The following is a 21,183-nucleotide window of genomic DNA, read 5'->3' on the forward strand; positions in this document are numbered from 1 at the left end:
ATGACCAGAGCACTCATCACGGGTGCCACCGCCGGCATCGGACACGCCTTCGCCACCGAGCTGGCCTCCCGTGGGCACGACCTCGTGGTCGTCGCCAGGGACACCGTCCGGCTGGAGTCGGTGGCCACCGAGCTGCGCAGCAGGCACGGCATCGAGGTCGACGTCCTCACGGCGGACCTCACCTCCGACGACGGTCTCGCCACCACGGTCGGCGCCGTCACCAGCACGACCCGGCCGGTGGACCTGCTGGTCAACAACGCCGGATCCTCCTTCCCCGGCTGGTTCGGCACCACCGACGTCGCCGAGGAGGACCAGCAGCTCGACCTCCTGGTCCGCGCGCCGATGCACCTCATGGACGCCGCGCTGAAGGCGATGAGCGGGCGGCATCACGGTGACATCATCAACGTCGCGAGCATGGCCGCGTTCACGCCCCGGGGCACCTACTCCGCCCACAAGGCCTGGCTGGTCAACCTCTCCCAGTGGGCCAACCTGCAGTACGCCGACGTCGGTGTACGGGTCCAGGCGCTGTGCCCGGGATTCGTCCGCACGGAGTTCCACCAGCGGATGGGCGCCGACACCAGCACCATCCCGCGCTGGATGTGGCTGCGCACCGGTCCCGTGGTGAAGGCCTCGCTGCGCGATCTGGAGCGTGGTCGCTCGATCAGCATCCCCAGCCTGCGCTACAAGGTGCTCGCCTTCCTCTCACGACATGCGCCGACCACGCTCGTGGCCAAGGTCGCAAAGCGCGGGCGATGAGCACGCCCCGGACCCTCACGATCCCCGCCGGCGTCGAGGCCACGCGCATCCGGACCTCCCGCGGCAGCTTCGCCGCACACGTGGCACGGCCGACCGCCCCCAGGGCGCACGTGCTGCTCGTGCCCGGCTGGACGGGGAGCAAGGAGGACTTCACCCCGCTGGTCGCGCTGCTCGGCGCGGCAGGGCTCGCCGCCACCGCCTACGACCAGCGCGGCCAGCTCGACACCCCCGGTGCACCGCACGACGACTACTCCCTCGAGGCGTTCGCGGAGGACGCCCACGTGGTGGCCGGCGCGGTCGACGAGCGGGCGTCGCACCTGCTCGGACACTCCTTCGGCGGGCTCGTCGTCCAGAGCGCCGTCATCGCCGCCCCCACGGCGTGGCGCTCGGTCAGCCTGCTGTGCACCGGCCCCGGGGCGCTGGGCGAGTCCGCGGACCGCCCGCTCGGCCGGATGATCGAGGCCCTGGACGACCTCTCTCTCGACGAGGTGCACGACCTGCGGGAGCAGGCCATGCCGCCCGGGCAGGCGCCCCCTGCGGAGATCGCCGCGTTCCTGCGCCACCGCTTCACCAGCAACGCCGCCGCCTCCCTGCGGGCGATGACGCGCCACCTGCTCGACGCCCCGGACCGCATCGACGAGGTTGCAGCCACCGGCCTGCCGGTGTGGATGGGGCGCGGTGTCGACGACGACGCCTGGCCGCACGAGGTGCAGGCCGAGTCGGCCGCCCGCCTCGGCGTCGACGTGCACGTCGTGCCGGGCTCCGCCCACTCCCCCGCCGTCGAGAACCCCGACGCACTGCTCGAGACCTGGCTCCCCTTCCTGGAGGCGACCTCATGAACGACGACCGGCCCGTCACCCGCGGCTTCGTCGGCCGGCGCCGTCCCGCCCGGCCCGACCGGGTCCCGCCCGGCCAGTACGACACCGGGACCCTGTGGCCGGTGCTGTCGGCCGAGCCCACCCCCGACGTCGACGTCGAGCACTGGGGCCTGCAGGTCGACGGAGCCGTCGAGAGCCCCGGCCGGTGGGACTGGCGAGCGCTGCGTGACCTGCCGCACGAGACCTTCACGGTCGACATCCACTGCGTCACCACGTGGTCACGGCTGGACACCACCTTCACCGGCGTCAGTGTCGAGTCCCTGCTGTCCACCACCGGCATCGCCGGGGAGGCCACCCACGTCATGGCGCACTCCCGGTCGGGCTACACCACCAACCTTCCGCTGGCCGACGTGCGGGACGGCCGGGCGTGGGTCGTGTGGGAGGCCGACGGCAAGCCCCTGACCCCGGAGCACGGTGGCCCGGTGCGCCTGCTGGTGCCGCACCTGTACTTCTGGAAGTCCGCCAAATGGCTGGACCGGCTCGAGCTCATGGACCACGACGAGCCCGGCTTCTGGGAACGCGGCGGGTACCACGATCGTGGTGACCCCTGGCGCGAGCAGCGCTACCAAGGAGATCCGTGAGCCCCGGCCCATGAGTCACGACACCGCGTGGGCGCTCGCGACGATCCAGGCGCTGGACCACCCGATCGACGGCTTCGTGCGGCTGCGGCTGCACGTCCCGGGCTGGACGTCCCACCGGGCCGGGCAGCACGTGGTGGTGCGGTTGCGGGCCGCGGACGGATACACCGCCCAGCGCTCCTACTCCACCGCGTCGATGCCGGGCGACCCGCTCGTCGAGCTGATGGTCGAACGGCTGCCCGACGGTGAGGTCTCCGGGTTCCTGCACGACGAGGCCCGGGTTGGCGACACCGTCGAGGTGCGGGGTCCGATCGGCCGGTGGTTCACGTGGGACGGCTCCCAGCGGGCCATCGCCTTCGCGGGCGGCTCCGGAGCGGTGCCGGTCGTCTCGATGCTGCGGCACGCTGTCGCAGAGGGCCTGCAGGAGCGGCTCCGTGTGGTCGTCGTGGCCAAGACGCTCGACGTCCTGCCGTACGCCGATGAGCTGCGGGCCGCGGGGGCCTTCGTCGCGCTGACGCGCGAGAACCTCGGGTCCCGCGTGGCGGCAACGCCCTACCCCGACGAGGTCGCTCCCCTGCTGGACGACGTCGAGGCAGCCTACGTGTGCGGCTCGGTGGGCTTCGTCGGGTACGCCACCCGCCTGCTGCGCGAGCAGGCCGTGCCGGAGTCCGTCATGCGGGTCGAGCAGTTCGGCGTGACCGCCTGAGCCCTCGCTCCTCGGGGGCGGCAGTCTCTCCGCCGGCGTCAGTCGGTCGGCGGATCGAACGTTGCCGCGGCCTGCCAGAACTGCTCCGACGGCGCCATGACGCTCTGGTAGTCGAAGAACGAACCGTCCGCGAAGCTCAGCCGCACGTGGCCGCGCACCTTGCGGCTGCCGGTGTCGGCGACCGACACGACGTCCTCGCGCGGGACACTCGCGACGAGGTCCGGTTCGGTCTTCTTGGCCCCGAGCCCGAACTTCCACCAGGTCAAGGAAGTGTCGGAGATGGCGATGACCATCGGGTCCGACGAGCGAGGCAGGCTCAGCGCGACCGAGCCCTCGTCGCCGCCGATGTGGCGGTCCTCGACGATCTTGTCGGTCAGGCGGTGCGCCGCCGCCTGGGCGACGTCGGTCGCGTCCCGGATCGAGTGACGCCGGGTGCTCTCGGTGGCCGAGGGGATCGCGACAGCGTGGCCGAGGTAGCGCTCCTGTCCAAGACTCGCCTGCAGCACGGCCGCATGGTCCGGTGGCGTCATCGATGCCTTGATCTTGTCGAACATCCCCATGGTGCTGCCTCCCTGGTGAGGTGTCTTCGCGCATGCTAGCGGAACCCGGGGAGGAGGGTCCGACTCAGCCGAGCAGGCGCTCGTGCTGACCGGGATCGGTGAGGTTCGCCCCCAGGCTGAACGCCTCGGACTTGCCGGTGCCGTGGTAGTCGCTCGAGCCCGTCATCACCAGGTCGAGCTCGGTCGCGATGGCCCGAAGGCCCGCACGCGAGGCGGGGTCGTGGTCGACGTGATCGACCTCGATGCCGTCCAGGCCGAGAGACCGGAGGTGCGCGAACACCTCGAGGTCCAGCACCGCACGGCTCTCGCGTGACCACGGGTGGGCGACGACGGTCCGGCCGCCCGCGCCCTTGACCAGGTCGATCGCCTGCTCCAGCGGCGCAGAGTAGCGCTCGACGTGTGCCCTGCCCCCGGTGTTCAGCCAGCCGTCGAAGGCGGACGTGCGGTCCTTCACGTACCCGGCAGCCACCATCGCGTCCGCCACGTGCGGCCGGCCGGTGGCCGCGGCGTTCTCGGAGTGGACCAGCACGTCTGCCTCGGTGAGCGGCATCCCGGCCTCGGCCAGCTTGGCGAGGATCCTCGGCAACCGCTCGTCGCGTCCCGCACGCACCCGCCGGAGCTCCTCCACCAGAGCGGCGTCGTCCGGGTCGAAGGCGTAGCCGAGCAGGTGGACGCTCGCGCCGCGGTAGGTCGTGGAGATCTCGACGCCCTCGACGAGCGTGATGCCGACCTCGTCGGCCGCCAGCCTTGCCTCGGCCCACCCGGTGGTGGCGTCGTGGTCGGTCAGGGCGACGACGTCCAGCGCGGCCTCGCGGGCCGCCTTGTGCACCAGCGCACGAGGACTGTCCGTGCCGTCGGAGCGGTCGGAGTGGGTGTGGAGGTCGATGCGCACGACGTCAGGCTATCCGCGCGCAGGCACGTTCCAGCGCAGCACCACGGACTGGCCCCTGTCGTCCCCGAGCACCGAGGACGTCGCGGTGTCGAGGTGGAAGTGGCGTCCCTCGGCGACGGGCAGGTCCAGCCATCGGGCGGTGAGCGCCCGCAGGGAGTGGCCGTGCGCGAAGACCAGGGACGTCCCGTCGACCGAGCGCACCCGGTCGACGACCCGGTCCAGCCGGGTCGCCACGTCCTCGGCGCTCTCCCCGCCGGGCACCGGGTGGCTCCAGACGGTCCAGTCCGGCACCTGCTCACGGATCTGCGGCGTCGTGAGGCCCTCGTAGTCGCCGTAGTCCCACTCGGCCAGGTCGTCCTCGACCTGGGCCTCGCCGTAGCCCGCGAGGGCCGCCGTGCGACGGGCCCGCAGGCGCGGGCTGGTGAGCACGAGCGAGGGGTCGAGGTCGGCCAGCACGTGCGCCAGGCCGTGTGCGGTCGCCTCGCCCGCCTCCGTCAGCGGCAGGTCGGTGGTCCCGGTGTGCCGGCCCGTCCGGCTCCACTCGGTCTCACCGTGGCGGACGAGGTACAGCGTGCTGGTCATCAGCGCGGCACCAGGGCCCAGAGGTCGAGGTCGAGCAGCACACCGCCGGCGTACTTCCCGTCCTCCCCGCGCAGGGTCATGGTCTCGTCGCGCCCCTTGGTGGCCACCAGACGCAGGCGCAGTGCGCCGACGCCCGTGCCGTCCCAGGCGTCCGGGGCGGCCTTGTCCAGCACTTCGGACCACGCGTACACCGTGTCGCCGGCGAAGGCCGGCGCCACGTGCGAGCCGGCGTTGATGCCGGCCACGAGCTGGGCGTTCGCCAGGCCGTTGAAGGACAGGGCACGCGCCATGGAGATGACGTGGCCGCCGTACACCAGGCGCTTGCCGTCGGGCCTCGCCTCGGTGTTGAAGTGCACCTTGGCGGTGTTCTGCCACAGGCGGGTGGCCATCATGTGCTCGGCCTCGCTCAGGGTGACGCCGTCGACGTGGTCGATCTTCTCGCCGACCGCGTAGTCGTCGAAGCGGTGCGGCCCCCCTGCTGCGACGGTGTCGTAGTCGGTGAGGTCCAGCCCCTGGGGAAGCAGAAGGTCCTGCGGGTCGACGACGTCGGCGACCGGCGGCACCACGGCCTCGGGCGCTGGTGCATCGTGGTCACGCTTGTGCACCATCACCCATCGCACCCAGTCCAGCGCGACGTCGCCTCGCTGGTTGGTGGCGGTGGAGCGGACGTACACGACCCCGGTCCTGCCGTTGGAGTTCTGCTTGAGACCGATGACCTCGGAGGTCGTCCGCAACGTGTCGCCCGTGACCACGGGGCGGTGGAAGCGGCACTCGGCGTATCCGAGGTTGGCGACGGCGTTGAGCGAGACGTCGGGCACGGTCTTGCCGAAGGCGACGTGGAAGGCGATGAGGTCCTCCACGGGTGCTGGTGCGAGCCCGACGGACGCGGCGAACTCGGCCGAGGACGCGATCGAGAAGCGGGTCGGGTAGATGGCCGAGTAGAGGGCACGGTCCCCGTCGGTGAGGGTGCGGGGTGTCGCGTGCTCGATCACCTGCCCGACGGTGAAGTCCTCGAAGAAGTTGCCGGGGTCGGTCTTGCTCATGGATCTCCTCACGAGGGGCGGCTGGCAGCTCATCTTCCCAAGACCCGCCGCCGGGACGGACCACGGGCCCCGCGACACGGCGCACTAGGATGCACAGATGCCCTCGCCCGACCACGCCGTCAGGCACGAGACACCCCAGGTCATCCGGACGCTCGACATCACCGCGAAGATCGCCCTGCTGCTGCTGCTCGCGCTGGCCATGTCCCATCCCGACCTCGGCAACATGCGCGACAAGGCCGCCGGCCTGCGCGCCGTCACCTACCCGATGCTGTCCTTCACCATCCCGGTGGTGTGGCTGCTGTTCTGGCGCCACCGCTCGTCCTTCCCGTGGCTCGCCGACCTCTTCGTCACCATCACCTGCTTCACCGACGTCCTCGGCAACCGCATGGACCTGTACGACACCATCGTGTGGTTCGACGACTGGGTGCACTTCATGAACACCGGCCTCCTGACGGCTGCCGTCATCCTGCTGACGCTGTCCCGCACGGCGACGTTCGCCGCCACCGTGGAGCGCTCCCTGGCCTTCGGGGTGACCGCCGCGCTGGTCTGGGAGGTGGCGGAGTACTTCGCCTTCCTGAGCGACTCCACGGAGCGCAACGGTGCCTACCGCGACACGCTCGGGGACCTCACGCTGGGGACCCTGGGTGCGCTCGTCGCCGCAGTCGTCATCCACCGGCTCTGGCAGGTGGGCCGGCTGCGGTCAGCAGCGCCGCAGCTGGAGGCGCAGGCCCGTCGTCTCGAGCTCGCCCTGCGCTGAGGGGCTGGCTCAGAGGTCGACGGGCTGCCCCGGTCGCTGGGCGAGCAGCTCCTGGCCGCGTGCCAGCAGCTTGTGCTCGACCAGCACCTCGTACTTCGTGGCCACGACGCTGCTGACCGAGCTGAAGTCCCGCTGCCCGCGAGTGGCGGCGTAGCCGAGCAGGGACCAGACGACGCCGAAGACGACGCCGAGACCGAGGCCGGTGAGCACGGTGGAGACCCAGCTGCCCTGCTCGGCGAACAGGCCGATGAGCAGGCCGATGAACAGCCCGAGCCAGGCGCCGGACGCTGCGCCCATGAGGGCCACGCGGCCGGTCGTGAGGCGGCCGGTCACGCGCTCGACCTGCTTGAGGTCGGTGCCGACGATGAGCACGTTCTTGACCGGGAACTCCTCGTCGGCGAGGTGGTCGACGGCCGCCTGGGCCGCCGCGTAGTCGTCGAAGACGCCGAGAGACTGCGGGAAGTCGAGGGCGAACGGTCCGTGGGTGACAGGTGCCATGCCTCCAGCGTAGACCGCGGTTCCTCAGCTCAGAGCTTGTAGTCCTTGAGCAGCGAGCGGCCGATGATCATCTTCTGGATGTCGGACGTGCCCTCGCCGATGAGCATGAACTTGACCTCGCGCATGAGGCGCTCGATCTCGTACTCCTTGGAGTACCCGTAGCCACCGTGGATGCGGAAGGAGTCCTCCACGACCTCGTTGGCGTACTCGCTGGCCAGCATCTTGGCCATGCCGGCCTCGACGTCGAGCCGCTTGCCGGTGTCCTTGAGCCTGGCTGCACGCACCATCATCGTGTGCGACGCCTCGACCTTGGTGGCCATCTCGGCCAGGCGGAACAGGACGGCCTGGTGGTCGGCGATCTGCTTGCCGAAGGTCTTGCGCTGCTGGGCGTAGGCGATGGCCAGCTCGAAGCCACGGATCGCGAGGCCGCAGGCGCGGGCGGCGACGTTGACGCGGCCGACCTCGACCCCGTCCATCATCTGGGCGAAGCCCTTGCCGGGCTCGCCACCGAGGATCTGGTCCGCCGCGATCTGGTGGTCCTCCAGGATGAGCTCGGTCGTCTCCACGCCCTTGTAGCCCATCTTCTCCAGCTTGCCGGGCACCGTGATGCCCTGCGCCGTCTCGCCGAAGCCGGGCTCCTTCTCCACCAGGAACGTGGTCATGTTCTTGGACGCGGAGTCGGCGCCCTCCTCGGACTTGCACAGCACCGCGACGAGCGTGGACGTACCACCGTTGGTCAGCCACATCTTCTGCCCGGTGATGGAGTACGTGGTGCCATCGGAGTCTGGGTCGTCGACCTTGGTCGCCTTGGTGGTGATGGCCGCGACGTCGGAGCCGAGCGCGGGCTCGGACATCGAGAACGCGCCACGCACCTCGCCCGTGGCCATCGCCGGCAAGTACTTCTGCTTCTGCTCGTCGGTGCCGTGCTGCATGAGCAGGTAGGCCACGATGAAGTGGGTGTTGATGACACCGGAGACGCTCATCCAGCCGCGGGCGATCTCCTCGACCACGAGCGCGTACGTGAGCAGCGACTCCCCCAGCCCACCGAACTCCTCGGGGATCGTCAGACCGAAGACACCCAGCTCCTTGAGACCCTCGATGATCTCGGTGGGGTACTCGTCGGCGTGCTCGAGCTCCTGGGCCACCGGGATGATCTTCTCCTCGACGAACTGCCGGACCGTCTTGATGATCTCGGTCTGGACGTCGTTGAGGCCCTCGGTGCTGGCGAGTCGTCCCATGGGTGCTCCTGTGTCGGCTGGCGTGACCTGCTGACCATACCGGCCGGTAACGCCGACCGCCCGGCGCACCCGGGTGAGGCCCCCGACACCCTCACGCCGGTGGCGGCACGGCCGGGTCGGCTCCGGATGAGGCGGCGTCGGACCGACGCCCCCGCACCACGACGGCAAGGCCCGCGAGGATGAGCCCGAGGCCCGCGTAGACGCCCCACGCCGGGGACTGGCCGAGGAAGACCGCCGCCAGCAGCGCTGCGCCGGGCACCTCCAGCAGGAGCAGCAGCGAGATGACGGTGGGGCTCATGACGGCCAGCAGGTGGTTGAGCAGGGAGTGACCGAGCAGCTGGGCGCTCACCGTGACGGCGGCGAGCAGCAGCCAGACCTCCAGCGGGAAGCCCACGAGCGACGCTCCCGTGGCGAGGGCCGCGACGAGCAGGACCACGGAGCAGGTGCCGTAGCAGGCGGCGGTGTAGCCCGTCGTGGACAGACGCGTGCGCACGGCGCGGCCGCAGACCAGGTAGCCGGCGGCGCAGGCTCCGCCGAGCACGGCGAGCAGGTCGCCGACGAGTGCTCGGGTGGAGAGAGTGAGGTCGATGCCGGTCACGACGAGCACACCGGCCACGGCCACGCCGCAGCCGAGCAGCATGGCCCCGGAGGGCCGTTCCCCCAGGACTCGGTCGATCGCCACGACCCAGACGACCTGGGTGGACACCAGTGCCGTGGCCGCTGCGACCGAGGTCAGCTGCAGGGACGTCACCCACGCCGCGAAGTGCCCGGCGAGCAGGACCCCCGACAGCACCGTCAGGGCGACGTGGCGGGCACCCAGCGTCGACAGCTCGGTGCGCGAGCGCGCGGCGGCCCAGGGCGCCAGCAGAGCGGTGGCCGCGGCGTTGCGCCAGAAGGCGATGGCCAGGGCCGGCGCCGCGATCGCCGCCATGAGCGGACCGGAGGCGCTGACCCCGAGCACCGCCACGAGGGCGAGGAAGGCGTTCACCCGCCCATCCTGCCCGCCCCAGGTCCCCAAATTTTGTGAACCCCTGCACCCGAAGGCCCTTGGCGTTCCCCATTCGCGTGCAGGAGCACACAAAATTCGGAGCGATCAGCCCCAGGCCTCCTCCAGCTCGGCGAGTGCGGTCTCCAGATGGATCAGCAGTCGCTGGAGGTGTGGCACGGAGCGGCGGCAGCCGATGATGCCGAAGTCCAGGTGCTCACCGCGGCTGCACAGGGTGATGTTGACGGCCTGGCCGTCCAGGACGATCGAGACGGGGTACATCCCGTCCAGGCGGGCACCGTTGAAGTACGTCTGGTTCTTCGGCCCGGGCACGTTCGACACGACGACGTTGAACGGTGGGTGGGTGTACTTGACGAACCCGGGCACCGGGTACGCCGCGAGCGGCAGCATCTGCAGCGCCGAGAACGCCAGGATCTGCGTCGGGGTCAGGTCACCCAGGATCTTCTTGGCCTGCCGCGAGGAGTAGGCGATCTCCTCCAGCCGGGTCGAGCCGCTCTCCCGGTCCGTCGCGAGGTTGACCACGATCACGCCCGTGGCGTTCCCCCCGTCCGCGTCGTCCTGCCCGGCCGAGGACGCCCGCAGGGCGAGCGAGACCGGGACCATGGCGGTCATCGGGTCGTCGGGCAGGGCGTGCTGCTCCAGCAGGTAGTCGCGCAGGGCACCCGAGACCATGGCGAGCACGACGTCGTTGAGGGTGGTCGAGGAGGACTTCGCCACCCGCTTGATGCGCTCGATCTCCCACGACTGCGCGGCGAAGCGCCGAGCTCCGCCCACCGGACCGTTCAGGATGGTCTTCGGGGCCCGCGGCAGCGTGATGTCGCCGTCCCTGAGGACCTGACCCACGATGCGCATCGACGCCGGGAGCATCCCGGCGACGTCGCCCGCCATGCCCGCGCCCGCCCTCAGCAGGGAGAACGGGTCGAACCCGCCGGGCGTCGCTGCCGGCGCCGAGGACGAGGGAAGGGCCCACGGCGGCGCGCAGTCCCGACGCTCGGGGTCCTCCGAGAGCGAGCGCTGCATCAGGCGCAGGGCCGAGACGCCGTCGACCATCGCGTGGTGGATCTTGCTGTACACCGCGAAGCGCCCGTCCTGCAGGCCCTCGACGACATGGGTCTCCCACAGCGGTCGGTGCCGATCCAGCAGCGACCCGTGCCAGCGTGACGTCAGCTGCAGCAGCTCACGGATGCGGCCCGGCTGGGGCACCGCCGAGTGCCGCACGTGATAGTCCAGGTCGATCGCGGTGTCCTCGGACCACCAGGTGCTGCCGAGCAGGCTGACCGGCTGCTTGGGACGACGTCGGAAGGTCCGGGACACGTCGTCGGCACCCCGGAAGGTCTCGATGAGCTCCCGGGTCCACTCGGGCCCGGAACCGGACGGGGGCTCGAAGAGCTGCAGCCCACCGACGTGCATCGGGTGCTCCCTGGTCTCCGCGAGCAGGAACATCGAGTCGGTGGGAGGCATGAACGACATGGGGCCAGCTCTCGTGTTGATGAGGACAGGACGGCGTACCCGCAGTACGCTAACGACCGGATGTGGCACAAGTCACCTCGTGTGACATATTCGTGAACATCCGTCGTCGAGGACAAGGATCGCCATGAGCGAGCGCTCCCCCAAGCACTCCGCTTCGCTGCGTGCAGGGTGGTGCCCCCAGCGAGCGAAGCAAAGGAATCGCCCCCGAGCACTCCGCTCCGCTGCGTGCTGGGAGGGACCCCCAATGCGGTCGCGCTCCTACGGTGGGTTTTCTCAGGACGTGACCGCATGAGCCCTCACCTGTCGCTGGCCGCCGAGCCCCACGTCTTCGACGGCAGGAGCATGCCGTCCACGCTCCTCGGCCTCGGCCTGCGCCACACGGTGCATCCCCTGCTCGGGCTCTGGGCCCGGCTCCCCTTCGACGTCTTCCCGCCCAACCTCGTCGACCACGTTGCCCGCCTCCTGCCGGTCCACGAGGGCACGAGCTGGCGCTCGGTCGACCTCCCGGGGTGTGGGAGCGAGCTGCTGCGCGCCAAGGACGTCCAGGACATCCACGGTGGCAACGAGCGCGTCATCCTCTACTTCCACGGCGGCGCCTTCCTGACGTGTGGGCTGAACACCCATCGCCGGCTCGTCTCGCACATCTCGCACGCGTCAGGACAGCCCGTGCTCAACGTCGGCTACCGCCAGATGCCCCACGAGCCGATCACCGAGTCGGTCGCCGACGGGCTGCAGGCCTTCACCTGGCTCCTCGAGCAGGGCTACAGCGCCGAGGACGTGACCGTCGCCGGCGACTCCGCGGGCGGGTACCTCGCCTTCAGCGTGGCCCGGGCCGTCATCGACGCCGGTCTCGGCCGACCCGCCGGCGTCGTCGCGATCTCGCCGCTGCTCGACGTCGACGCCTCCGGCAAGCGCGCCCATCGCAACGCCCACCGCTGCCAGGTGTTCCCCCTGCGTGCCCTGGAGCGCTTCGCCGACCTCGCCCTGGGCATGGACACCCGTCGGGGCATCGCCGGCGAGCGCGTGTGCCCCGTCAACATGCCGGTGGCGGACATGCCGCCCACCCTCATCCAGGTCGGTTCGCACGAGATCCTGCTCGCCGACGCCGAGACCATGGCGAACCGGCTCGTGTCCGCGGGCGTCCCCTGCGACCTGCAGGTCTGGGACCGCCAGGTCCACGTCTTCCAGGCCGCCGCGTCGTGGGTGCCCGAGGCCCGCGCCGCGATCGCCGAGATCGGCACGTTCGTGGAGTCGCTGGCCGCCGTCGAGGTTGCCTGCGTGGCCGAGCCTGCACTGGCTGGTCGAGGCCGTCGCGCGGCCTCCGTGGCCACTGCCGGCGCCTGACGTCGGCCGGAGCGCGCCAGGGCCGGCGCGCAGGTAGGGTCGCGGCCAGGGAGGCTTCCATGAGCGACGAGAGCCATCAGGTCGACGAGTTCGGCGTCCAGGACGAGTCGGACCTCGAGGTCCACGCACCGAAGAGTGCTGCCGCGGGGGTGACCGGCGTCCGGGTGTCGATGCAGCGATCCCTCAAGCACATGGGGGTCAAGCGCACCGCCAAGACCCTGCTGAAGCTCAACCAGGCCGACGGGTTCGACTGCATGAGCTGCGCCTGGCCGGACCCCGACCCGGAGAACCGACACACGGCGGAGTTCTGCGAGAACGGCGCCAAGGCCGTGGCCGAGGAGGCCACCAAGGCCCGCGCCACGCCGGACTTCTTCGCCCGGCACTCGATCGCCGACCTCGACGCCCACGACGAGATGTGGCTCGGCCAGCAAGGCCGCATCACCCACCCGATGGTCAAGCGCCCCGGCGGCACGCACTACGAGCCCATCGACTGGGACGACGCGTTCGCGATGATCGGTGAGCACCTGCGCGGGCTCGACAGCCCCGACGAGGCCATCTTCTACACCTCGGGGCGCGCGTCCAACGAGGCTGCCTTCAGCTACCAGCTCTTCATCCGCGCACTCGGCACCAACAACCTGCCCGACTGCTCGAACATGTGCCACGAGTCCACCAGCGTCGCGCTGGCGGAGTCGATCGGCATCGGCAAGGGCAGCGTGAGCCTGCGCGACGTCTACGACGCCGAGCTCATCATCATCGCCGGGCAGAACCCCGGCACGAACCATCCGCGCATGCTCTCCGCGCTGGAGACCGCCAAGCGGCGCGGCGCGAAGATCATCGCGATCAACCCGCTGCGCGAGGCCGGGCTGGTCAACTTTCGCAACCCGCAGAAGCCGCGCGGGATCATCGGGCGCGGCACGGACCTCGCGGACCTGCACCTGCCCATCAAGATCAACGGCGACCTCGCGCTGTTCCAGGCCATCGGCTCGCTCCTGGTGGAGTCCGACGCGATCGACCACGACTTCGTCGCCTCGCACACCTCCGGCTACGAGGCCTGGGCCGAGCACGTCCGCGACGTCGACTGGGACGTGGTCGAGCGGGCCACCGGCCTGTCCCGCGCCCTCATCGAGCAGACCGCCGGGATGATCCGCGACTCCTCGGCCACCATCTACTGCTGGGCGATGGGCCTGACGCAGCACCGCAATGGCGTCGCCACCATCAAGGAGATCAGCAACCTCGCACTCGTGCGCGGCGACATCGGCAAGCGCGGCGCCGGGCTCTGCCCCGTGCGCGGACACTCCAACGTGCAGGGCGACCGCACGATGGGCATCTGGGAACGTGCCCCCGAGTGGTTCCTGGACAACCTGCAGGCCGAGTTCGGCTTCGACGTCCCCCGCGAGCACGGCCTCGACACCGTCGACTCGATCCGCGCGATGCGTGACGGCAAGGCGTCGTTCTTCATGGCGCTCGGCGGCAACTTCCTGCACGCCGCGCCGGACACCTCCGTGACGGCCGACGCGCTGCGCAACACCGCGCTCACCGTGCAGGTCTCCACGAAGATCAACCGCTCGCACCTCGTGACGGGCGAGGCCGCCCTGATCCTGCCCACGCTCGGTCGTACCGAGCAGGACGTGCACGACGGCGTCGAGCAGTACGTCACGGTGGAGGACTCGATGTCCGCGGTGCATGCGTCTCGTGGGCCGCTCGAGCCCGCCTCGGAGCACCTGCGCTCGGAGGTCTCGATCGTGTGTGGTGTCGCGGACGCGACGCTGCAGGGCCGCCACGGCATCGACTGGGGCGCGATGGAGCGCGACTACGACGTGATCCGCGACCGCATCTCCCGCGTCGTCCCCGGGTGCGAGGACTACTCCCGCAAGGTCGATCGTCCCGGCGGCTTCGTGCTGCCGCACCCCCCGCGGGACTCCCGGACCTTCACGACCAAGAGCGGCCTGGCCGAGATCGCGGTCTCCCCGATCGAGGTGCTGCAGGTGCCCGAGGGCCACCTGCTGCTGCAGAGCCTGCGCAGCCACGACCAGTTCAACACCACCATCTACGGGCTCAGCGACCGCTACCGCGGGGTCGAGGACGGTCGCCGCGTGGTCTTCGTGCACCCGGACGACATCACGGCGTTCGGGCTTCGTCCCGACCAGCAGGTCGATCTCGTGGCGCACTGGCCCGGCGACGACGTCGACCGGGTGGCACCGGGCTTCCGCGTCATCGCCTACGACACGCCTCGGGGCAGTGCCGCGGCGTACTACCCGGAGACGAACCCCCTGGTCCCGCTGGACTCCACCGCCGAGCACAGCAACACGCCGACCTCCAAGGCCGTCGTGGTGCGGCTGGTGCCGACGACGGGTGGGACGTCACCGGGGGCGGAGGGCGCCGACGGCAGCCAGGACGCCGAGGGGTCCGACGAGGGCCACAAGGACCACCCGGAGCCGTCCCAGCTGTCCTGAGACGGCCCCGAGTCCGCTACGGGCAGCTCCCGAACCCGCCGTAGCTGTAGTCCTGCAGGATCTCGGCACCCTGGCGATTCCACATCGCGACGTCGGTGTAGACGCAGCGCGCATTGTTCACCCGGACCGGGCCGGCCGAGTACTGGAAGCGACCGCGGTCGAGGTCCGAGCGGCCGTCGCGGGCCCGCAGGGACAGCGACATCCGGCTCCACTTCCCGTACAGGTTCCCCACCTTGACCGTGACGGCGCACCAGTTGTTGCCACTGCGGTACACCCCGGTGTTGGCGACGCGGTTGCCGCCGTAGGCGCGGTGGCGCATGAGAGCGACCCGGTTCCCCACGCAGCTCTGGGCCTTCGCGGCCGCGTCGACCTGGGCCGCCGCCTCGACGCGGGTCTGCTCGTCCGCGGCGTCCGGCGCTGCCGCGGCCGAGGATCCCGTCGCCGTCGAGACGACCAGCCCCAGCCCCAGCAGGGCGATCCCGACCCGGTTCCTCCATCGTGCGTGCATGCTCATCACTGCTCCGTCCTCGTGGTGTCGTGTCCCCCGTCCACGGCACCAAGGCGGTGCTGGACGTCCGTCGCCGAGCCAACTACGCCCGGCGCCGGGTGTCAACGAACGTGGCCGGATCAGACGTACGTCCCAACGTCGGGTTGCTCTTCGGGAGCTGTGCGCGCATCGTCGGACCGACTTGCAACGATGGAACGCGGGCAGCTGCCTGCGCAGCGGATGCACCATGAACCCCCACCAACCCTGGCACCAGCCTCCGAGCTGAACGGAGAGTGCACATGAGCGCCATCACGAGACAGCAGCTCGGAGCCGCCGCGATCGCCGCATCGCTGCTGCTCGCCTCGGCCTGCGCCGGTGAAGGCCCGAATGACGAGGGGACGAGTCCCGGAACGGACAGGCCGAGCGTCGACGGAAACGTCATGCGCAACGGCGTGAGCCATGACTACGACGTCGCGTCCTCGGCGAGCGAGGTGGCGCAGAACGTCGACCTCGTTGTCTCCGGCACGGTGACGTCGTGGTCCGACGGCCGCGCCACCCGGGAAGACGACCTGCTGAGCAGGACCGCCATCCTGGAGATCGCCGTCAATGAGGCACAGGGTGAGGGCTCGCCCGGCCCAGGGAATGCCGAGGGTGATCCGGAACCCCGGAGCATCTTCGTCGAGGTCGCTCGTGGCGACGCGCTCGTCGATGAGAATGGTGACGACCTTCCCGACCCGGATGGGTACAGCACCCAGCTGTCGGTCGATGACCTGGCGGAGGCCGCGCCCGTTGGCGCCCGCGTGCTCTTCATGGGCGATCCGGCACTCACCGACCAGGAGATCGCAGAACGCTGGGGAGGGGTGGTCACTCAACCTTGGCAACCCCCCGTCGAGGAAGCCGAGCTGAACAGGCCCTTGCTCCAAGGACTGTTGTTCGAGGACGCGGACGGCAGCTACGTCAGCGCGCTGGCCGAGCAGACCGACGTCCAAGGCCGCGGTTGGCCCGACCGGGAAGAGTCGGGCGCGCGTGCGAGCGAGAACGAGTACGAACAGCTGCTCGCAGAACTCTTCTGACGTCGTCCTCGTCAGATCAGAACAGCCCGGAGGCGGTGCGGACCGTCTCGATGATGCCGTAGGCGAGCGGCACGCCCACCACGAGCCAGGCCACGACCAGCAGCGGCGAGGTGCCCGACGCGGTCGTGTCCCCACCCGTGGACCCCGACGCGGGTGTCGCTGCGTCGGCGGTCGGCTCGGCCGTGGCGTCCTCGGGCTCGTGGAACCGGTCCGCGACCGGGCGCACGAGCAGGTTCGCGACGAAGCCGATGACGAGCAGTCCCACCATCGTCAGCAGCGCCGGACGGTAGTCCGCCGCCGTCAGCTCACCGGGCGTCCCACGGGCGTCGAGGAAGCCGTTGATGATCAGTGGGCCGGCGACGCCGGCCGCCGACCAGGCGATCAGCAGGCGGCCGTGGATGGCACCCACCTGGAAGGTCCCGAACAGGTCCCGCAGGTAGGCGGGGACGGTGGCGAAGCCGCCGCCGTAGAAGCTGAGGATGATGCCGGCCAGCACCACGAAGAGCAGCACCGACGTGGAGCCGCCGAGGGCGAGGGTCAGGTAGAGCACCACGCCGAGACCGAGGTACATCATGTAGACGTTCTTGCGCCCGATGACGTCGGAGGTCGAGGACCACACGAAGCGCCCGGCCATGTTGCACAGCGAGAGGAAGCCGACGAACCCCGCGGCGGACGCCGCCGCCACGCTTGACTCCGCACCCTCGCGGAAGAAGTCCTGGATCATCGGTGAGGCCTGCTCGAGGATGCCGATGCCGGCCGTGACGTTGCAGAAGAGCACGACCCACAGGAGCCAGAACTGCGGTGTCTTGACGGCGTTGTTCGCCGACACGCTGTTCGTGGTGATCATGGACTTGGCCTTGACCTTGCTCGGGTCGAATCCTGCGGGCCGCCAGTCGTCGGCCGGCACGCGCACGAGCCAGGCGCCGAACAGCATGACGACGAGGTAGACCAGGCCGAGGGTGAGGAAGAGCTTCGCCACGGCGTCGCCGGTGTACAGGCCGCCCTCCTGCACGGGGTCGAAGATGCCGAGCAGGCGGCTCGACAGCGGGCTGGCGATCATCGCGCCGCCACCGAAGCCCATGATCGCCATGCCGGTCGCGAGACCGGGCCGGTCCGGGAACCACTTGATGAGCGTCGAGACCGGCGAGATGTAGCCGATGCCCAGGCCGATGCCGCCGATGAACCCGTAGCCGACGTAGACCAGCCACAGCTGGTCCGTCGCGATGCCGAGGGAGCCGACGAGGAAGCCTGCCGACCAGAAGACGGCGGCGGCGACCATGGCCCGGCGGGGACCGCCGGTGTCGACCCAGGTGCCGAAGATCGCGGCCGAGAGGCCGAGCATGACGATCGCGATGGAGAAGATGACGCCGATCGCCGTCAGCGAGGAGTCGAAGTGCTGCACGAGCGAGGCCTTGTAGACGCTCGTCGCGTAGGCCTGGCCGATGCACAGGTGGACGGCGAGCGCCGCGGGCGGGATCAACCAACGGTTGAACCCCGGACCGGCGATCGTGCGCTCGCGGTCGAGCACGGCAAGTGACATGGCTTTCCTTCCGAACGGGGCCTGGTGACCCGCGTCTCACCGTAGGGCGTGGGCCCCGACAGCGCGCGCCGAGGTCTCCGGGACGTCGCCGAGGCGGCGGTAGGGTCGTCCCGTGAGCACGAGTCCCGGTCGCATCTTCCTGTCCCGCATCATCGGGCAGGAGGTCTTCGACCCCGCGGGCGACCAGGTGGGCAAGCTGCGCGACGTCGTCGTCTCGCTGCGCACCGGTCGCCAACGTCCCCGCGTCCTCGGGCTCGTCGTGGAGGTGCTGGGGCGCCGTCGGGTCTTCCTGCCGATCGGGCGGATCACCTCCCTGGACTCCGGGCAGATCATCACCACGGGCGTGCTCAACGTCCGTCGCTTCGAGAAGCGCAGCAGCGAGACCCTCGCCATCCACGAGCTCTTCGACCGCTCGGTCATGCTGTCCGACGCCCGCCGCGGCACCGTGTACGACCTCGCGATGGAGCAGGACCCCCGTCGCGACTGGTTCGTCGGGTCGGTCGCGGTGCAGGAGGTCTCCAAGCGGTTCGGCCGTCGCGGCCCGCGCCACGTCCTGCAGTGGGACGAGGTCACCGGCCTGACCGGGGAGGAGACCGGTCAGGGCGCCACGCACCTGCTCGCGATCATGGACGAGATGCGCCCGGCGGACCTGGCCAACGCCGTCCTCGACCTGCCCGCCAAGCGGCGCACCGAGGTCGTCGGGGAGCTGGGTGACGAGCGCCTGGCGGACGTCCTGGAGGAGCTGCCCGACACGGTGCAGGTCGAGGTCCTGGGGGTCCTGGACCCCGAGCGCGCGGCGGACGTGCTGGAGGAGATGGACCCCGACGACGCCGCCGATCTGCTCGGCGAGCTGCCACCGGCCACCTCCGAGCAGCTGCTGGCCCTCATGGAGCCCGAGGACGCCGAGGACGTGCGGCGTCTGCTCACGTACGAGGACCGCACGGCCGGCGGCATGATGACCACCGACCCGGTGATCCTGCCCGCGGACGCCACGGTGGCCGAGGCGCTCGCGCGCATCCGCGAGCAGGAGTACCCACCGGCGCTCGCGGCGATGGTCTACGTCTGCCGCCCCCCGGTCGAGACCCCCACGGGCCGGTTCCTGGGCATCGTGCACTTCCAGGCACTGCTGCGGGAGCCTCCCTCGACTCAGGTGGGTCACCTCACCCTCAACGACATCGACTGGCCCAGGCCCGACACCACCCTGGAGCAGGTGTCCAGCCTGCTGGCCTCCTACGACATGGTGGCGCTTCCCGTGGTCGATGAGAACGCCCACCTCGTGGGCGCGGTGACGATCGACGACGTGCTCGACCACCTCCTGCCGGAGGGCTGGCGCGAGCGCGACACGGACCGGACGGAGGTGAGCGAGCATGCCTGAGGCCTCAGGACGCGGCCGACAGGAGTCGCGACGACAACGACGTGACGCCCGCACCGAGCGCGGCGACGGCAACCGCCTGGACCAGCCGCGGGACCCCCGCCGGGCCTTGCGGCCACCGCGGCTGGGCTTCGACTCCGACCGGTTCGGGAGCTTCGCGGAGACCTTCGCCCGGTTCATGGGCACGGCCACGTTCCTGGCCTGGATGACCGGCTTCATCATCCTCTGGGTCGTGTGGAACGTGCCCTACGGCCCGGAGCGGCCGCGCTTCGACACCTACCCGTTCATCTTCCTCACGCTGATGCTCTCGCTGCAGGCCTCCTACGCCGCACCGCTCATCCTGCTCGCGCAGAACCGGCAGGAGGCGCGCGACCGCGTCCAGCAGGAGCAGGACCGCCGCGCCGACGCACAGTCCCACGCGGACATGGAGTTCCTCGCCCGTGAGGTCGCGAGCCTGCGGCTCGGGCTCGGGGAGGTCGCCACGCGTGACTTCATCCGGTCGGAGCTGCGCGACCTCACCGACGCGATCGAGCGCCCCGACGACGACGCTGCGGGCACTCCGGCAGCGGCGGTGGACTGACCCGTGGCCCGCTTCGAGGAGCTCGACTGGCAGCGCACACCGCTGGGTGAGATCAGCCTGCGTCGTCGCTACGACCTCACCGCCCGCACGGAGGTCTATGAGGTCAAGCTCGGCGACGAGTACCTCATGTCGAGCCTGTTCACCGCCTCCGAACGGGCACTCGCCACCCGCGGGCTCGCGATGGTGCAGGGCGAGCAGCTGTCGGTGGTCGTCGGGGGGCTCGGTCTCGGGTACACCGCGGTCGAGGCGCTGCAGGACCACCGCGTCGCACACCTGCGTGTGCTGGAGACCGCCGAGCCGGTCCTCGACTGGCACCGCAGGGGTCTGCTGCCCGACGCCCGCGACCTCCTCGAGGATCCCCGGTGCGAGCTGGCGCACCAGGACTTCTTCGTCGCGATGCGTCGTGAGCCGGAGCGCCAGGTCGACGCGATCCTGCTGGACATCGACCACACCCCCAATCACGTCCTGCACCCCTCGCACGCGGCCTTCTACACGACCGAGGGCCTGGTCTCGCTGCGCGAGCACCTCCGGCCGGGCGGCGTCTTCGCCCTGTGGTCCGACGACCCGCCCGACGGTGCCGTCGAGGAGCTGCTCTCGCAGGTCTTCGTCGACGTCGGCGCCGAGGTCGTGACGTTCCCGAACCCCTTGATCGACGGGGAGTCGGCCTGCACCGTCTACCTCGCGCGCCGCGGTTGAGGCACGAAGGTCGCTCTCAGTCGTCCTCGGCGGCCCGGCGTCGGACGATCCCCATGCCGGGCACCTTGGCGAGCATCTCGTTGAGCTCGCGGGTCACGTCGAGCAGCTCGTGGATGTCCGGCGCCACGCTGCCCAGGCTCGCCATGATGGGCAGGATGTCGCGGTCGAGCACCATGACGAGGTGCGGGAGTTGGTCGACGAGGCTGACCATCGCCTCGACCTCCGCCGGCGAGGTCGTCTCGGCCAGCTTCTCCAGGGTCGGCTGCAACGTCTCCAGCGGCGGGCCCAGCATGGAGAGCAGCGCCTCCCCCTTGGCCACCGTGGGCTCGACGCTGGCCACGGTGCCCGCCGTCCGCACGATGAGGGCGTTGGCGTCGCTCACGACGGCATCGGTGCGCTCGACGACGACGTCGGCCGCCTCCCGGGTGGTCTCGATGCGCGCGACGAGCGCATCCACGCGATCGATCAGGTCCTCCGCGGCGTCGAGCAGGCCGACGGCACGAGGTACCAGCCCCATGATCGTCTCCGCCGCGGCTCCACCCCGGGCCATGAGATCGGGGACGGTGCGCGGGTCGGGAATCGTCAGCCTCATCGTGCCAACCTAGCCCGAGTCGCGGCGATCGGTTAGGTCACGCTGGTTCGGTGCGCCGTGGCCGCCCCCGTACGATGGGAGC

General features: G+C 70.6%; 22 protein-coding genes. 11 read left to right on the plus strand and 11 right to left on the minus strand.

Annotation, left to right across the window (positions count from 1 at the left end; translation table 11 throughout):
- From ACHAAC_RS00065 to ACHAAC_RS00080, 4 genes are read left to right on the plus strand one after another with little or no spacing between them, the layout of a single operon-like run.
- Positions 1-756, plus strand: coding sequence for an SDR family NAD(P)-dependent oxidoreductase (locus tag ACHAAC_RS00065; RefSeq protein ID WP_435713814.1), 756 nt, complete (start codon positions 1-3; stop codon positions 754-756).
- Complete coding sequence (locus tag ACHAAC_RS00070; protein WP_435713815.1) at positions 753-1,595, plus strand: alpha/beta fold hydrolase; 843 nt, start codon at positions 753-755, stop codon at positions 1,593-1,595. The genes ACHAAC_RS00065 and ACHAAC_RS00070 overlap by 4 nt, the downstream gene beginning before the upstream one ends.
- Positions 1,592-2,215 (plus strand): sulfite oxidase-like oxidoreductase, encoded by a 624-nt coding sequence (locus tag ACHAAC_RS00075; RefSeq protein WP_435713816.1) that lies wholly within the window; start codon positions 1,592-1,594, stop codon positions 2,213-2,215. The genes ACHAAC_RS00070 and ACHAAC_RS00075 overlap by 4 nt, the downstream gene beginning before the upstream one ends.
- A gap of 10 nt (positions 2,216-2,225) precedes the next feature.
- Positions 2,226-2,918: an FAD-binding oxidoreductase gene (locus tag ACHAAC_RS00080; protein WP_435713817.1), complete on the plus strand. Its 693-nt coding sequence runs from the start codon at positions 2,226-2,228 to the stop codon at positions 2,916-2,918.
- 38 nt (positions 2,919-2,956) lie between these two features.
- Here ACHAAC_RS00080 and ACHAAC_RS00085 read toward each other — a convergent pair whose 3' ends face one another.
- From ACHAAC_RS00085 to ACHAAC_RS00100, 4 genes are all read right to left on the minus strand, one after another.
- Positions 2,957-3,478: a hypothetical protein gene (locus tag ACHAAC_RS00085; RefSeq protein ID WP_435713818.1), complete on the minus strand. Its 522-nt coding sequence runs from the start codon at positions 3,476-3,478 to the stop codon at positions 2,957-2,959.
- Between the two features lie 64 nt (positions 3,479-3,542).
- Complete coding sequence (locus tag ACHAAC_RS00090; protein WP_435713819.1) at positions 3,543-4,370, minus strand: PHP domain-containing protein; 828 nt, start codon at positions 4,368-4,370, stop codon at positions 3,543-3,545.
- 9 nt (positions 4,371-4,379) lie between these two features.
- A complete protein-coding gene (locus ACHAAC_RS00095) occupies positions 4,380-4,952 on the minus strand; it encodes a histidine phosphatase family protein (RefSeq protein ID WP_435713820.1) in 573 nt (190 codons plus the stop codon).
- Positions 4,952-5,995: a MaoC family dehydratase gene (locus ACHAAC_RS00100; protein ID WP_435713821.1), complete on the minus strand. Its 1,044-nt coding sequence runs from the start codon at positions 5,993-5,995 to the stop codon at positions 4,952-4,954. The genes ACHAAC_RS00095 and ACHAAC_RS00100 overlap by 1 nt, the downstream gene beginning before the upstream one ends.
- A gap of 97 nt (positions 5,996-6,092) precedes the next feature.
- On the opposite strand from ACHAAC_RS00100, the gene ACHAAC_RS00105 reads away from it, so the two are divergent.
- A complete protein-coding gene (locus ACHAAC_RS00105; protein WP_435713822.1) occupies positions 6,093-6,752 on the plus strand; it encodes a hypothetical protein in 660 nt (219 codons plus the stop codon).
- A 9-nt stretch (positions 6,753-6,761) separates the two neighbouring features.
- Here the strand turns inward: ACHAAC_RS00105 and ACHAAC_RS00110 are convergent, their stop codons facing one another.
- The 4 genes from ACHAAC_RS00110 to ACHAAC_RS00125 form a co-directional block, all read right to left on the minus strand.
- Complete coding sequence (locus ACHAAC_RS00110) at positions 6,762-7,250, minus strand: general stress protein (protein ID WP_435713823.1); 489 nt, start codon at positions 7,248-7,250, stop codon at positions 6,762-6,764.
- A gap of 29 nt (positions 7,251-7,279) precedes the next feature.
- Positions 7,280-8,488 (minus strand): acyl-CoA dehydrogenase family protein, encoded by a 1,209-nt coding sequence (locus ACHAAC_RS00115; RefSeq protein WP_435713824.1) that lies wholly within the window; start codon positions 8,486-8,488, stop codon positions 7,280-7,282.
- A gap of 91 nt (positions 8,489-8,579) precedes the next feature.
- Positions 8,580-9,476, minus strand: coding sequence for a DMT family transporter (locus ACHAAC_RS00120; protein ID WP_435713825.1), 897 nt, complete (start codon positions 9,474-9,476; stop codon positions 8,580-8,582).
- A 105-nt stretch (positions 9,477-9,581) separates the two neighbouring features.
- Positions 9,582-10,955: a WS/DGAT/MGAT family O-acyltransferase gene (locus tag ACHAAC_RS00125; RefSeq protein ID WP_435713826.1), complete on the minus strand. Its 1,374-nt coding sequence runs from the start codon at positions 10,953-10,955 to the stop codon at positions 9,582-9,584.
- Positions 10,956-11,252: 297 nt separating this feature from the next.
- On the opposite strand from ACHAAC_RS00125, the gene ACHAAC_RS00130 reads away from it, so the two are divergent.
- Positions 11,253-12,308, plus strand: coding sequence for an alpha/beta hydrolase (locus tag ACHAAC_RS00130; protein ID WP_435713827.1), 1,056 nt, complete (start codon positions 11,253-11,255; stop codon positions 12,306-12,308).
- Between the two features lie 59 nt (positions 12,309-12,367).
- On the plus strand, positions 12,368-14,761 hold the full coding sequence (locus ACHAAC_RS00135) for an FdhF/YdeP family oxidoreductase (RefSeq protein ID WP_435713828.1): 2,394 nt from the start codon (positions 12,368-12,370) through the stop codon (positions 14,759-14,761).
- Positions 14,762-14,777: 16 nt separating this feature from the next.
- Here ACHAAC_RS00135 and ACHAAC_RS00140 read toward each other — a convergent pair whose 3' ends face one another.
- The gene (locus tag ACHAAC_RS00140) at positions 14,778-15,269 is read right to left on the minus strand and encodes a hypothetical protein (protein WP_435713829.1); all 492 of its coding nucleotides are present in this window, start codon (positions 15,267-15,269) and stop codon (positions 14,778-14,780) included.
- A 278-nt stretch (positions 15,270-15,547) separates the two neighbouring features.
- On the opposite strand from ACHAAC_RS00140, the gene ACHAAC_RS00145 reads away from it, so the two are divergent.
- Positions 15,548-16,321, plus strand: coding sequence for a hypothetical protein (locus ACHAAC_RS00145; RefSeq protein WP_435713830.1), 774 nt, complete (start codon positions 15,548-15,550; stop codon positions 16,319-16,321).
- Between the two features lie 16 nt (positions 16,322-16,337).
- Here ACHAAC_RS00145 and ACHAAC_RS00150 read toward each other — a convergent pair whose 3' ends face one another.
- Positions 16,338-17,861 (minus strand): OFA family MFS transporter, encoded by a 1,524-nt coding sequence (locus ACHAAC_RS00150; RefSeq protein ID WP_435713831.1) that lies wholly within the window; start codon positions 17,859-17,861, stop codon positions 16,338-16,340.
- Positions 17,862-17,973: 112 nt separating this feature from the next.
- Between ACHAAC_RS00150 and ACHAAC_RS00155 the strand changes: the two genes are divergently transcribed.
- Genes ACHAAC_RS00155 through ACHAAC_RS00165 form a run of 3 tightly spaced genes read left to right on the plus strand, consistent with a single transcriptional unit; the run spans position 17,974 to position 20,509 of the window.
- Positions 17,974-19,236, plus strand: coding sequence for a magnesium transporter MgtE N-terminal domain-containing protein (locus ACHAAC_RS00155; RefSeq protein ID WP_435713832.1), 1,263 nt, complete (start codon positions 17,974-17,976; stop codon positions 19,234-19,236).
- Entirely contained in the window at positions 19,229-19,813 is a 585-nt protein-coding gene (locus ACHAAC_RS00160) for a DUF1003 domain-containing protein (protein ID WP_435713833.1), read from the plus strand. The genes ACHAAC_RS00155 and ACHAAC_RS00160 overlap by 8 nt, the downstream gene beginning before the upstream one ends.
- A gap of 3 nt (positions 19,814-19,816) precedes the next feature.
- Entirely contained in the window at positions 19,817-20,509 is a 693-nt protein-coding gene (locus tag ACHAAC_RS00165) for a spermidine synthase (RefSeq protein ID WP_435713834.1), read from the plus strand.
- Positions 20,510-20,525: 16 nt separating this feature from the next.
- On the opposite strand, the gene ACHAAC_RS00170 is transcribed toward ACHAAC_RS00165, so the two are convergent.
- Entirely contained in the window at positions 20,526-21,101 is a 576-nt protein-coding gene (locus ACHAAC_RS00170) for a hypothetical protein (RefSeq protein WP_435713835.1), read from the minus strand.
- Between the last annotated feature and the right edge of the window lie 82 nt (positions 21,102-21,183).

The sequence above is a fragment of the Aeromicrobium sp. CF4.19 genome (genome assembly GCF_051262555.1).
Classification (GTDB): Bacteria; Actinomycetota; Actinomycetes; order Propionibacteriales; family Nocardioidaceae; genus Aeromicrobium.

Excerpts from the sequence above, each read along its gene's own strand:
- ACHAAC_RS00065 (WP_435713814.1), top strand. The coding sequence starts at position 1 with ATGACCAGAGCACTCATCACGGGTGCCACCGCCGGCATCGGACACGCC.
- ACHAAC_RS00070 (WP_435713815.1), top strand. The coding sequence starts at position 753 with ATGAGCACGCCCCGGACCCTCACGATCCCCGCCGGCGTCGAGGCCACG.
- ACHAAC_RS00075 (WP_435713816.1), top strand. The coding sequence starts at position 1,592 with ATGAACGACGACCGGCCCGTCACCCGCGGCTTCGTCGGCCGGCGCCGT.
- ACHAAC_RS00080 (WP_435713817.1), top strand. The coding sequence starts at position 2,226 with ATGAGTCACGACACCGCGTGGGCGCTCGCGACGATCCAGGCGCTGGAC.
- ACHAAC_RS00085 (WP_435713818.1), bottom strand. The coding sequence starts at position 3,478 with ATGGGGATGTTCGACAAGATCAAGGCATCGATGACGCCACCGGACCAT.
- ACHAAC_RS00095 (WP_435713820.1), bottom strand. The coding sequence starts at position 4,952 with ATGACCAGCACGCTGTACCTCGTCCGCCACGGTGAGACCGAGTGGAGC.
- ACHAAC_RS00100 (WP_435713821.1), bottom strand. The coding sequence starts at position 5,995 with ATGAGCAAGACCGACCCCGGCAACTTCTTCGAGGACTTCACCGTCGGG.
- ACHAAC_RS00105 (WP_435713822.1), top strand. The coding sequence starts at position 6,093 with ATGCCCTCGCCCGACCACGCCGTCAGGCACGAGACACCCCAGGTCATC.
- ACHAAC_RS00110 (WP_435713823.1), bottom strand. The coding sequence starts at position 7,250 with ATGGCACCTGTCACCCACGGACCGTTCGCCCTCGACTTCCCGCAGTCT.
- ACHAAC_RS00115 (WP_435713824.1), bottom strand. The coding sequence starts at position 8,488 with ATGGGACGACTCGCCAGCACCGAGGGCCTCAACGACGTCCAGACCGAG.
- ACHAAC_RS00125 (WP_435713826.1), bottom strand. The coding sequence starts at position 10,955 with ATGCCTCCCACCGACTCGATGTTCCTGCTCGCGGAGACCAGGGAGCAC.
- ACHAAC_RS00130 (WP_435713827.1), top strand. The coding sequence starts at position 11,253 with ATGAGCCCTCACCTGTCGCTGGCCGCCGAGCCCCACGTCTTCGACGGC.
- ACHAAC_RS00135 (WP_435713828.1), top strand. The coding sequence starts at position 12,368 with ATGAGCGACGAGAGCCATCAGGTCGACGAGTTCGGCGTCCAGGACGAG.
- ACHAAC_RS00140 (WP_435713829.1), bottom strand. The coding sequence starts at position 15,269 with ATGCACGCACGATGGAGGAACCGGGTCGGGATCGCCCTGCTGGGGCTG.
- ACHAAC_RS00145 (WP_435713830.1), top strand. The coding sequence starts at position 15,548 with ATGAGCGCCATCACGAGACAGCAGCTCGGAGCCGCCGCGATCGCCGCA.
- ACHAAC_RS00150 (WP_435713831.1), bottom strand. The coding sequence starts at position 17,861 with ATGTCACTTGCCGTGCTCGACCGCGAGCGCACGATCGCCGGTCCGGGG.
- ACHAAC_RS00160 (WP_435713833.1), top strand. The coding sequence starts at position 19,229 with ATGCCTGAGGCCTCAGGACGCGGCCGACAGGAGTCGCGACGACAACGA.
- ACHAAC_RS00170 (WP_435713835.1), bottom strand. The coding sequence starts at position 21,101 with ATGAGGCTGACGATTCCCGACCCGCGCACCGTCCCCGATCTCATGGCC.